The following is a 10,900-nucleotide window of genomic DNA, read 5'->3' on the forward strand; positions in this document are numbered from 1 at the left end:
GGATACGAGTACTGCGACCTTTGCGCGGATGTCTTTTGAGCTTGGTATTTCCAGTATCCCTGATATGATTGCGACGGCGTCGGCCCCGGCACTTATGACCTCCGGGAGCGTCTCCTCGGTTATGCCGCCGATGGCGGTTACGGGGAGTTTTATCTTCCCTCTTACCTCTTTAAGCATATCGATGCCGACGACCTCCCGGGCGTCTGGTTTCGTGGCGGTGGGGAATATGGGACCGAAGGAAATATAGTCCACGTCGAGTGTCGCGGCTTCTACGGCTTCCTCCACGGTATGCGTCGAAAAACCGATAATTTTTTCCTTTCCGAGTATCTTCCTCGCTTCGGCCACGGGCAGGTCTTCGTCTCCAAGGTGTACGCCGTCCGCGCCGCTCATGAGCGCCACGTCCACCCGGTCGTTAACGATGAAGGTCGCGCCTCTGGCCGCGGTTATCTCTCTCAGGGTCTTTGCCATCTTTAAAAATTCGCCCGACGCCGTCCCCCCCCCCTTGGCCCGCAGCTGAACGAGCCTCGCCCCGCCCTCGATTATCTCTCCCGCGACCCTTTCGATATCACCCGGCCCGACAAAGTAGGTATCTATTATGGCGTAGAGCCCTCGTATCTTTTCGCTTCCAACCCCATATCCCATGGTTGCATATTAACAGCGCGGCGGGGGGGATGACAATGGAAATCGGTTGCCAACCAGCGTGACGCTGGACCCAATATTTAAAGCGGCGTGACGCCGACCAGCGTGACGTTGGACCCAACCGAATTCAATTGCCAAGTAGGCCCTTATGCAGTATAAAGTCTTGGAGGCATAGAAAGGATTTTACTTTGACAGAGCATCTTCTTATAGGTATAGCGAGTATCGTGGTCCTCGGCGTGGGAGCGCAGTGGCTCGCCTGGCGTATGGGGCTGCCCGCCATACTCCTCCTCCTTATTATCGGCTTCGTCGCCGGGCCGGTGACGGGGTTTCTCGACCCGGACGAGATCTTCGGCGACCTCCTCCTTCCGATAGTAAGCATCTCCGTCGCGCTCATCCTCTTCGAGGGGGGCCTTACGCTCCGGGTCTCCGAGCTTAAGGGTTTCGGCGGGGTGGTGAGGAACCTCGTTACAATCGGGGTCGTCGTCACCTGGCTTATAGGCTCTCTCGCCGCCGGTTACCTGCTCGGGCTCGACCTGGCGCTCTCGGTACTGGTGGGTGCGGTGCTCGTCGTAACCGGTCCGACGGTGATCGTGCCGCTCCTCCGGCACGTAAGGCCGGTTGGCCATCTGGGGTCGATACTCAAGTGGGAGGGGATCGTCATAGACCCGATAGGCGCGATGCTGGCGGTGCGGGTCTTCGAGGGGATAGTGGCCGGAGGGGGTGGGGGGGGCCTGCGCGAGGCCGGTTCTCACGCCCTTATGGGGATCGTCAAGACCATCCTCGCGGGCGGCTTAACCGGTGCGGCGGGGGCGGCTTTGATGGTCTTCTTCCTCCGGCGCTACTGGATACCCGACTTCCTGCAGAACCCGGTGACCGTCATGGTCGTTGTGGGCGCGTTCGCGGCGTCCAACTACTTGCAGGCCGAGTCCGGCCTGCTTGCCGTTACGGTCATGGGTATCGCGCTCGCCAACCAGAAGGCCGTTACGGTAAAGCATATAGTCGAGTTCAAGGAGAATCTGAGGGTGCTCCTGATATCGAGCCTCTTTATCCTGCTTGCCGCGAGGCTCGACTTCAGCGATTTTTCCGGGGTGGGCGTGGGGGGCGTTCTCTTCCTGCTGGTCCTTATAGTGGCGGCCAGGCCGCTCTCGGTATTCTTCTCCACTCTCGGCTCCGGGCTTTCGGGTAAGGAGAAGATATTCCTGGGATGCATGGCCCCGCGAGGCATAGTGGCCGCGGCCATAGCGTCGGTCTTTTCGATGCGGCTCGTCGAGGCAGGGCATGCCGGGGCCGAGATGCTCGTGCCGATAACCTTCATGGTCATAATAGGCACGGTTGCGGTCTACGGCCTGGGGGCCCTGCCCGTCGCGCGCTCTCTCGGGCTTTCGAGCCCCAACCCCCAGGGCGTGCTCTTCGCCGGGGCCCACCCCTGGGCGCGGGAGATAGCCGCGGCCCTCTCGAAGGAGGGTTTTGAGGTAATGCTCGTGGACAACAACTGGACGAATGTATCGAAGGCACGACTCGCGGGTCTTCCGGCGCACTACGGGAGCATACTGGCCGAGAGCCTCCCGGCGGAGCTGGAGCTCGGCGGCATAGGCAGGCTGCTGGCGCTAACCCATAACGATAACGTCAACTCGCTCGCCGCACTTCACTTCACCGACGCCTTCGGCCGTAAGTACGTCTACCAGCTCCCGCCCGAGGACGAGGGGCGTGTCTCGCAGACCTTACGGGGCAGGCTGCTGTTCGGGAGCGAGAGGACCTACTCCTACCTGGCCCGCAGGTTCGCAAGCGGTGCCGTGGTAAAGACGACGAAGCTCACCGGAGAGTTCGGCTTCGAGGCGTTCAGGAAGAAGTACGCCGGCGCGGTCCCGCTGTTCCTTATAACCGAAAAGAGGGAGGTCGTCACCTTCGCCACCGACAACCAGGCCGAGCCCAAACCCGGGCAGACGCTTATAAGCGTGGTGGACGAGGAGGAGGGGTAGGGGGGAGGGGCCAACCCTACGGAACTGATTACAATAACGAAAGGTGGTTACTACAATGCCAGTAAGCGAACTAAGATTAATAAAAAGGTGTGCCGAATTTCTCCCTCGCGGATCAATTAACGAAATCCCAAAAGGAACTCGTGGAATTTATGCGCTTTTGCGATATAGACCACAATCAAAAAACTATGATGTGGTTTACATTGGAATGTCGGGTTCAGATTATGGAAGAATCCGTAGAAGGTTAAAGTCGCACTCCAAATCAAAACACAAGAAAGAGCACTGGACACATTTTTCGGTTTTTGAAGTTTGGGACAATATTAGAGAGGAAGAGATTAGGGAACTCGAAGGAATATTGAGGCATATATACAAGAAGGACACTCGTGCGAACAAGCTTAATAAACAGCAGTCCTTTAAGAAGCTCCGAAAGGTAAAGCAAAACGATATGAGTGAATGGTCGTGATCCAGCCAGGCATGGTGGGCTGTGCCCACCATGCAAAACTCCGGGGAATAGGGGGGTGTTGAAAAACCCGGAAATATGGTATAAAGGTATAAGAAAGGGGGGTTATCCATGAAGCAATACAAGATAATCGTGGAAAAACACCCGGATGGGTACGTGGCCTACCCTCTGGGCCTGAAGGGGGTCGTTGTCGGGGAGGGCGACACCTATGATGAGGCCCTCTCGGACGTGAAGTCCGCGATAGGTTTCCATATCGAGTCGTTCGGAAAAGAACCCCTCGGTATATTATCTTTGACTTAAAGGAGGTGGTACGGTTGGCCGGAGCGACTGACATAAAGGCGAAGTACGTGGTTGACGAGGAGGGACACAAGACCGCGGTTGTCATTAACCTCAAGGACTACGAGAGTCTCATGGAGTCCGTCGAGGACCTTGAGGACGCAAACGACCTCCTCAAGGCTGAGCGTGAAGCGAACGGTTTTATCCCCTACGACGAGTTCCGCAAGAAGTGGCTTAAGTCTTGAAGTACAGGGTCGTCGTAGAGAAGAGGGTCGGGAAAGAGGCCCTTAAGATTCCGTCCCGCCACAGAGCAAGCATCGACAAGGCCGTCCTTTCCCTCGCATCCGACCCCAGACCCCGCAACTGCAAAAAATTAACCGACAGAGAAGGCTACCGCGTCCGCGTGGGCGACTACCGTATACTTTACGTGGTGGACGACGAGGCGCGGACGGTGGTCATATACCGTATTAAGCGCAGAGGGGAGAGGACGTACAAGTAGGTCCGCTGCCGTGGACTACGAGCCACGGCCAACGGTCCTCTTACTTATACTCTCCGCCTCGATGAATATCTTCTTCACCGCCGGAACCGCGCTCTTTATGCGGCTCTCGATACGGTCTATCGCCGCCTCGACCTCGTCGGTGGATAGCCCGTCCCGGAACTCGACCTCCAGATTGACCAGTATGTCCTCGGGCCCGAGGTGCATGGTCATCGGCTGTCCGCACCGCTCCACCCCGTCCACGTTCACCACGGCCCGCCTTATGGCCTCCCGGTCTTCCTTTGTGGCGCTCTCGCCGATAAGGAGTTTCTTTGTCTCGCGCGCGAGGAAGAACGCGACGTAGAGGAGGATGAGCCCGATAAGCACGCTCGTAAGGCCGTCTATAAAGGGCATGTCGAGCCAGTAGGACGCGCTTATCCCGACGGCCGCCACTATGAGCCCCGCCATGGCGGCGGTGTCCTCGAAGAGCACTATCATTATGGTCGGGTCCTTCGTGGTGACGGCCATGCGTATGAAGTCGGTGGGGCGCGTGCCCCCGCCGAGTTTCTTCGCCTCGGAGAAGGCCACGCTGAAGGAGTATGTCTCGAACGCTATCGAGGCCCCGAGGACGGCGAGAGGCAGCCAGATCGACTCGATAGGGTGCGGGTGGAGCATCTTGTCCACTCCTCCATATATAGACAGCGCCGCGCCCACGACGAATATCGAGACCGCCACGACAAAGGCCCAGAAGTACAGCTCCTTGCCGTAGCCGAAAGGGTGGTCCTCGTCCGGGGGTCTTTTGGAGCGCTTCATGCCCACGAGCAGCATCACCTGGTTCATGCTGTCGGCCGTCGAGTGGAAGGCCTCGGCCAGCATCGCCGCGCTCCCGGAGACGAACGCCGCGACGAACTTCATAACGGCTATGGCGCCGTTGCCCGCAAGCGCGGCGATCACTACTTTTTTACTCGAGTGTCCGCTCATGTCTCGTACCCCAGGTCCCGGAGCATCCCGCCCGCGACCGCCTCGAAGCGTTGCCGGTCCTCCTCGCTCATCTCCTTCTTCCACACCCCTATGCGTGAGGGGTCGGGCGGGGAGGAGGTAAGGGAGAAGATCTTCAGCTGCTCCTCTTTAGGAAAGAACTTTCCCTCTGCGGTATACCTGTCCGCAAGCTCGTCGAGCCTCTCCCCGGCCGAGGCGTGATAGTCCTCCATCTCCGGCGAATAGGGGAGCTCGATGAAGTCGCATACTCTTTTCAGGACGGCCGTTGTATCCGTTAAGAGCTCCTCGTAGCGCACCTCCATATAGTGGCGGCAGAAGCCCGCCTGCTGGCGCGCCTCCCGGAGGTACCTCAACCAGAATGCCGCCTGCATGACTGCGTCGTCACCCGGAGATATCTGGAGGCTCTTTGACGATAGCGCCACGTCGCGGCCGTCCCTTATGATGTGGATGAAGCGCGCCTCGGGCAGGGCGCTCTGGATGGTGTTAAGGTGCAGGCTGTATCTGGGCGTCTTATCACCCCACCGTGGTTTGCCAAAGCGTTCGGCATAGAGGCGGTAGAAACACCTGAGCCCTTCCGGTAAGGTAAAGGGCTCGATCTCTTTAAGGGCCCCGCGTAACCTTTCCGGGTCGAGGTGAAAGTCCTTCCACCTTATATCGTCAAGCAGTTTTCTATAAAATCTCGTACGGAGAAGCAGCGGGACGGTCCCGAGTTCCAGCATCCTCGGTATGAAGTAGGTCTCGGGAGGGATCGCGAGCTCGGGGTGGGCGTCGAGCATGAGCCGTAAGAGTGTGGTGCCGGAGCGCGGCGCGCCGACGATAAAGGGGGCCGGGGGCCGGTTCGCATCGTCGGCAGGGATGGCGGCCGGCAGGGAGGGCAGTCTTCCTCTACGGAGTTCATCTTTTACTCTCCGGGGCAAGAAACGTTTCAGCAGTCGTTTCCCTCTGGCGTATTTCCCCGTCCCGGGAGCGCCTTTCAGGAATGTATGCCGTCTCCAGGGGTCGGAGCTGTCCCACGAGCCGTCGAGGGACAGTTCTTTCAGTCGTTTTACGCTCGGGAAGTTCAGTTTGTCGGCCTTGAACATCGCGCGAGATCCGTTCGCGCCCCTGGCCAGATCCTCGGCCGAATACACGCGTCCCGCGTACTTCGCTATAGCGTGCGTCCTGCTGAGGACTATATAGTGCCGCAGTATGAACTGGACGGGGGAGACCTTCCGGCCTTCGAATATGGCCTTGTGCCCTCCGGAGCTGCTGATGCCCACCGGGACCCCGGTATTCTTCCAGGCGTTTATCCTGCGCAGGGGCTTCGGCTCGAAGAAGTAGTAGTGGCGCATCTCCCGGACGTAGTCCGTGCCCTCGTAGGACTCCTCGTCTCCGGTGGGCAGGAATACGAACTCCTTGAAGTTTATGGCGTTATAGCCCTGCCGGTCGGCATCTTCGATGCCTTCGACAAGGGTCTTGTATGGCCGGGGCGCCTCCCGTATCTCGTCGGCGTCGTGGTGTATGAACCAGTCGGCGTCTATCTCCCCGGCGAGCCTTTCTTTCGAGCGGAGTATTTCCGTCCAGTCGCTGTATCCTTTGAAAGGGAGGTGCTCTATCCTCATGACGCCCCTGCCTTCGAAGCCGCGGGCTATCTCTACGCTACGGTCCGTGGAGCCGTTGTCTATGACGCAGGTCTCGATACCCTGGGAGCGGAGGTGCTGGAGGCAGCGCTCGATGTATAGCTCCTCGTTCCTTATGGCAAGCAAAGCTACGACACGCATCACGTTAAGCTCCTCTCTTCTCTTGCCGCCGGTGCCGCAGGGCGGGTCGGCGGGCTCATGTCTCGTATCCGAGGTCCCGGAGCATCTCGCCCGCGACCGCCTCGAAGCTCCGCCTGTCTTCCTCGCTCATTTCCTTCTTCCATGCCCCTATGCGTGAGGGGTCTGGCGGGGAGGAGGTAAGGCGGTGAATCGCCAGACGGTCTTCCTTTTTTGCCGTGACCCTTCCGCTACTGCGGTGTATGTCCCCGAACTCGTCGAGCCGCTTCTCGGCCGAGGCGTGATAGTTCTCCATCTCGGGCGAGTAGGGGAGCTCGATGAATTCGCATATTTTCTCCAGGACGGCCGTTGTGTCCGTTACGAGCTCCTCGTAGCGTACCTCCATATAGTGGCGGCAGGAGCCCGCCTGCCGCCGCCCCTCGCCGACATTACGTAACCACTGATTAGCCCGTACGCTGACACCCCTGGTGGTCCCCCAACGGAACCCTTCCAGCGAAAGCGCCACGTCGCGGCCGTCCCTTATGATATGGATGAAGCGCGCTTCGGGCACGACCTCCTGTATATCGGTCATATATGATATGTATGCCGGCGTCTTGTCGCCCCAGCGGGGCTTGTCGAAGCGCGAGATATATATCTCGTAGAAACACCTCAAGCCGTCGGGTAGGTTGAAGGGTCTTATGGCCTTAAGTGCCTTACGGAATTCTTTCGGGTCGATGTGGAAGTCCTTCCACCTTCTCGACCCCACCACGGTCTTGTAGAAGCGGTTGCGGATAAAAAACTTCCTGCCTCTCTCAAGGGGCAGAAGGTCCGGAATGAAGTGGGTCTCCGGGGGGATGGAGATCTCCGGGTGGGCGTCGAGCATGAGCCTCAAGAGTGTCGTGCCCGAGCGCGGCGCACCGACGATAAACGGGGCCGGGGGAAGGCCGTCTTTCCTCGTATCTGAACTCTCCACCACTCTCATCTCCCTTTTCGCGGCTTTATATGTCGACCACTTCTTCGGTCTCGTTCCCGAATACGTCCACGGCACGGACCGCTATCCTCTTCGGTCTTTTTTCGAGCACGGCCCGTGCCTTTTTCTCGACGGCCTTTAGCTCCTTCCCGTTTTGCCGGAGCGAGTGCCATGTGCCCCTGAAGGCCTTGCCTAAGGCCCCGCCGAAGGCCCTGCCTTTAAAGTCCCAGTCCACGGACCACGAGTCGATAACCGCGGGGAACTTTTCCTCCGGAGCGCCCTCGGCCGGACTGGGCGGCGGGCCGTTAAGGCTGTAACCCTTGAGTTCGAGCGAGAGCTCGACCTTGCCGTTCTTGAGTTTCTTTATTACGGGCTTCTTGACGCTAAGGCACGCCGCTTCCTTTTTCTTCCGCGTCCCTGCCTTGGCGGCCCCGACCCCCGGGTCCCCGACCCGGGGGTCCCTGACCCCTTCTATAAGGAACGGGGCGGCGTTGTTTTCGATAAGGCGGCGGCGCGCTACCTGGACCCCGGTCCGGCCGCTCTCGCACATGATCCACCTCCTGCCGAGCTTTTCGGCGACCGAGCCCGTGGTGCCCGCCCCGGAGAAGAAGTCGCAGACAAGGTCGCCGCTGGCCGTGGCCGACTCGATAATACGCCTTAAAAGCGCTTCGGGCTTCTGGGTGGTAAAGCCGGTCCTCTCAGCAACGGGGCTGTGCATGGCGTCCGGTATGTCGTCCCAGACGTCGCCGATGAGTTTTTTTTCGATTATCCTTGAGCCCCTTTTTTCGAGAAAATATTTTATCCTTATGTTGCCGCTATTTGTCCTGTAGACCCGTCCCTCTTTCTCGAGCCTTTTTATGCTCTCGTCGGTGTAGTCGCCCCTGGGCGCGGTCTTGAAGAAACGCCCGTCCTTGTCGAGCCTGAAGCCGTAACGCCCGGCCTCGTTCGAGGGTACGCTCCTTTCGCCGTAGACCTTCCTGAGCCCCGCCCCCGGTCCCCGGCCGTAGACCAGGATGGTGTCGTGGTTTCTGGGGAACTGGCCGGAGACCGCTTTGGCCCCCCTGCCTCCGTAGCTCCATACGATCTCGTTAAGGAACTTTTCCCGGCCGAAGATCTCGTCCATGAGGACCTTTATATACGAGTTCGCCCGCCAGTCGCAGTGGAGGAATATGGTCCCGTCGTCGGAAAGGAGCTCCCTCATCAGGATGAGCCTCGGGTGGAGCATGTCGAGGTATGAGTCCACGCCCCCGCTCCACCTGTCGCTGTAAGCGGTGCGCTTCATGGTCCCGGCGTCGTTACTCAGTCTTACCTTGAGCTTGTAGTCGGCCTCCGAGGCGAAGGGCGGGTCTATGTAGATAAGTTTTACCTTCCCCTTGAGCCCTTCTTTTATAAGGGCCTCCATCACGTGTAGGTTGTCGCCGTGGACGAGACGGTTCGAAGCGGCCCGGCCAACCGGGAAGGGGGGGAGGGGGGCGAGGGGAGGGGAGGGGCCGCCACCGGGGAAGACCTCCTCCACCGCGTCGAGGGTCCGGCCCTTGGGCGGGGTTTCCGCCTTACCCTTCGAGCTCCAGATGAGTTTTGCGCTGTCCTTTCTCTTCCGTCCGGCCATAGGCGGTCACATCTTCTTTTCCCTGGGGCTTATCTTGAGCTCCTTTATCTTTTTCCTGAGCGTGTTCCTGTTTATGCCCAGCAGCTCGGCGGCGCGCACCTGGTTGTGGGCGGTCTTTCTAAGGACGAGCCTTATGAGCGGCCTCTCCATAAAGGGCATGAGCGAGGCGTAGAGCTCCTGCCTTCCCCCGGCGGCGGTCTTCTCTATGAAGGGTTCGAGTTTTTTAGTGATGATGTCCTCTATGGACTCGCGCTTGCCGCCCCTGCGGGGGAGCGCGACGTCGTCGCGGCTAAGGACTATGTTCGGGGAGAGGAGCACGGCCCTCCTGAGGACGTTTTCAAGCTCCCTTACGTTGCCGGGCCACGCGTAGCCCTCCATCTCCTCTATCGCGCCGGGGGATAGCTCCCTCCGTTCGGCGCCCATCTCGCCCGCGAACCTATCGAGGAAGTATTCGGCGAGGAGCGTTACGTCCCCCTTCCTGTCGCGGAGCGGCGGGAGAGTGAGTGTCACGACGTTCAGCCTGTAGAGGAGGTCTTCGCGGAACTTTTTTTCCTCCACGGCCTTTTCGAGATCCTGGTTGGTGGCGGTTATTATCCTCACGTCCACCTTTACCGGCTCCTTGCCGCCGACCCTGTAGAACTCCCTCTCCTGTATGGCGCGGAGCAGCCTCGCCTGAAGTTCGAGCGCCATATCCCCGACCTCGTCGAGGAAGAGCGTGCCCCCTTCGGCGAGTTCGAACTTTCCCTTCTTCCCCTCCACCGCGCCGGTGAACGCGCCCTTTTCGAAGCCGAAGAGTTCGCTCTCCATAAGCTCCCTCGGGACGGCCGCCGAGTTCACGGCGACGAACGGGCCGCCGCTTCTCGGGCTGTTCGAGTGGATGAGCTTGGCGACGAGTTCCTTGCCCGTGCCGCTCTCTCCGAGGATGAGGAGGGTGACGTCGGTGGGGGCTACCTTGCCCAGGGCCTTGAAGACTTTTTGCACCGGCTTTGCCCTGCCGACGAACGTGGTCTCGTCGGCCCACCTTTCCTTTACCCTCTCCTTCAGCGATGAGAGTTCCTCGCGGAGCCGGAGGTTCTCGATCGCTTTATCGATAATTATGTCGAGCTCGTCCAGGTCGAGCGGTTTGGTTATGTAGTCGAAGGCGCCGCTCTTCATGGCCTCGATCGTGTTGGTCATGGTGTCGTCCGCGGTCATTATTATTACCGGGACCGTGCTCCCCGCGTCCTTCGTTTCCCTGAGCACCCCGAGCCCGTCCTTCCCGGGCATGTTTATGTCGAGCAGGGCCAGCCTCACCTCTCCCCGCTTCAGCACCTCGGCCGCGGCCGCGCCGTTCCCGGCGGTTACCGGCTTGAGACCCTTCTCGACGAAAAACTTCTCGAGCACCCAGATGATGCTCTTGTCGTCGTCGGCAACGAGTATCTTTTCCCCGCTCATCTCAGCCTCCACTCCTTTCAGCCGCCGGCAGGTAGACCTCTACCTCGGTCCCGTCCCCCGGCGCGGACCGTATCTTCAAGAACCCGCCGTGCTCCTTTATTATCCTGTATGATATCGCCATGCCGAGCCCGCTGCCTCCGGGCTTGGTCGTGAAGAACGGGGTGAATATCCTCTCGATGTTCTCCGGAGGTATGCCGCACCCGTTGTCCTTTATGCGCACCGCCACGAGCTTAGCCTGCCTGGAGCCCTCCTCGACCAGGTGGAAGTCGGTGACCATCCTGGTCGCGACCCTTACCTCGCCGCCCTCTTCAGCCGCCGCCTCCCGC

The 10,900-nt window shown here is 59.6% G+C and carries 12 protein-coding genes; 5 read left to right on the forward strand and 7 right to left on the reverse strand.

Annotation, left to right across the window (positions count from 1 at the left end; genetic code table 11):
* Window positions 1-642 (reverse strand): thiamine phosphate synthase (gene thiE / locus V3W31_02890; GenBank protein MEE9613884.1); only part of this gene is annotated, 642 nt, incomplete at its 3' end.
* Between the two features lie 185 nt (window positions 643-827).
* On the opposite strand from thiE, the gene V3W31_02895 reads away from it, so the two are divergent.
* The 5 genes from V3W31_02895 (at window position 828) to V3W31_02915 (ending at window position 3,850) form a co-directional block, all read left to right on the forward strand.
* Window positions 828-2,618, forward strand: a complete 1,791-nt coding sequence (locus V3W31_02895) for a cation:proton antiporter (protein ID MEE9613885.1) — start codon at window positions 828-830, stop codon at window positions 2,616-2,618.
* Between the two features lie 55 nt (window positions 2,619-2,673).
* Entirely contained in the window at window positions 2,674-3,078 is a 405-nt protein-coding gene (locus tag V3W31_02900; GenBank protein MEE9613886.1) for a GIY-YIG nuclease family protein, read from the forward strand.
* 108 nt (window positions 3,079-3,186) lie between these two features.
* Entirely contained in the window at window positions 3,187-3,375 is a 189-nt protein-coding gene (locus V3W31_02905; protein ID MEE9613887.1) for a type II toxin-antitoxin system HicB family antitoxin, read from the forward strand.
* A gap of 14 nt (window positions 3,376-3,389) precedes the next feature.
* Complete coding sequence (locus V3W31_02910) at window positions 3,390-3,596, forward strand: hypothetical protein (GenBank protein ID MEE9613888.1); 207 nt, start codon at window positions 3,390-3,392, stop codon at window positions 3,594-3,596.
* The gene (locus V3W31_02915) at window positions 3,593-3,850 is read left to right on the forward strand and encodes a type II toxin-antitoxin system RelE/ParE family toxin (GenBank protein MEE9613889.1); all 258 of its coding nucleotides are present in this window, start codon (window positions 3,593-3,595) and stop codon (window positions 3,848-3,850) included. The genes V3W31_02910 and V3W31_02915 overlap by 4 nt, the downstream gene beginning before the upstream one ends.
* Window positions 3,851-3,865: 15 nt before the next feature.
* On the opposite strand, the gene V3W31_02920 is transcribed toward V3W31_02915, so the two are convergent.
* From V3W31_02920 to V3W31_02945, 6 genes are all read right to left on the reverse strand, one after another.
* Window positions 3,866-4,807, reverse strand: a complete 942-nt coding sequence (locus tag V3W31_02920; protein ID MEE9613890.1) for a cation diffusion facilitator family transporter — start codon at window positions 4,805-4,807, stop codon at window positions 3,866-3,868.
* Window positions 4,804-6,585: a sulfotransferase gene (locus V3W31_02925; GenBank protein MEE9613891.1), complete on the reverse strand. Its 1,782-nt coding sequence runs from the start codon at window positions 6,583-6,585 to the stop codon at window positions 4,804-4,806. The genes V3W31_02920 and V3W31_02925 overlap by 4 nt, the downstream gene beginning before the upstream one ends.
* A 55-nt stretch (window positions 6,586-6,640) precedes the next feature.
* Window positions 6,641-7,537, reverse strand: a complete 897-nt coding sequence (locus V3W31_02930; GenBank protein ID MEE9613892.1) for a sulfotransferase — start codon at window positions 7,535-7,537, stop codon at window positions 6,641-6,643.
* A 22-nt stretch (window positions 7,538-7,559) separates the two neighbouring features.
* The gene (locus V3W31_02935) at window positions 7,560-9,140 is read right to left on the reverse strand and encodes a site-specific DNA-methyltransferase (GenBank protein ID MEE9613893.1); all 1,581 of its coding nucleotides are present in this window, start codon (window positions 9,138-9,140) and stop codon (window positions 7,560-7,562) included.
* 6 nt (window positions 9,141-9,146) lie between these two features.
* A complete protein-coding gene (locus V3W31_02940) occupies window positions 9,147-10,574 on the reverse strand; it encodes a sigma-54 dependent transcriptional regulator (GenBank protein MEE9613894.1) in 1,428 nt (475 codons plus the stop codon).
* Between the two features lies 1 nt (window position 10,575).
* The coding region (locus tag V3W31_02945; GenBank protein MEE9613895.1) for an ATP-binding protein at window positions 10,576-10,900 on the reverse strand (325 nt) is incomplete at its 5' end.

Source organism: Thermodesulfobacteriota bacterium (genome assembly GCA_036482575.1).
Lineage (GTDB): Bacteria > Desulfobacterota > GWC2-55-46 > GWC2-55-46 > JAUVFY01 > JAZGJJ01.

Coding starts and splice junctions, on each gene's coding strand:
- V3W31_02900 (MEE9613886.1), top strand. CDS start 2,674: ATGCCAGTAAGCGAACTAAGATTAATAAAAAGGTGTGCCGAATTTCTC.
- V3W31_02905 (MEE9613887.1), top strand. CDS start 3,187: ATGAAGCAATACAAGATAATCGTGGAAAAACACCCGGATGGGTACGTG.
- V3W31_02920 (MEE9613890.1), bottom strand. CDS start 4,807: ATGAGCGGACACTCGAGTAAAAAAGTAGTGATCGCCGCGCTTGCGGGC.
- V3W31_02925 (MEE9613891.1), bottom strand. CDS start 6,585: ATGCGTGTCGTAGCTTTGCTTGCCATAAGGAACGAGGAGCTATACATC.
- V3W31_02935 (MEE9613893.1), bottom strand. CDS start 9,140: ATGGCCGGACGGAAGAGAAAGGACAGCGCAAAACTCATCTGGAGCTCG.
- V3W31_02940 (MEE9613894.1), bottom strand. CDS start 10,574: ATGAGCGGGGAAAAGATACTCGTTGCCGACGACGACAAGAGCATCATC.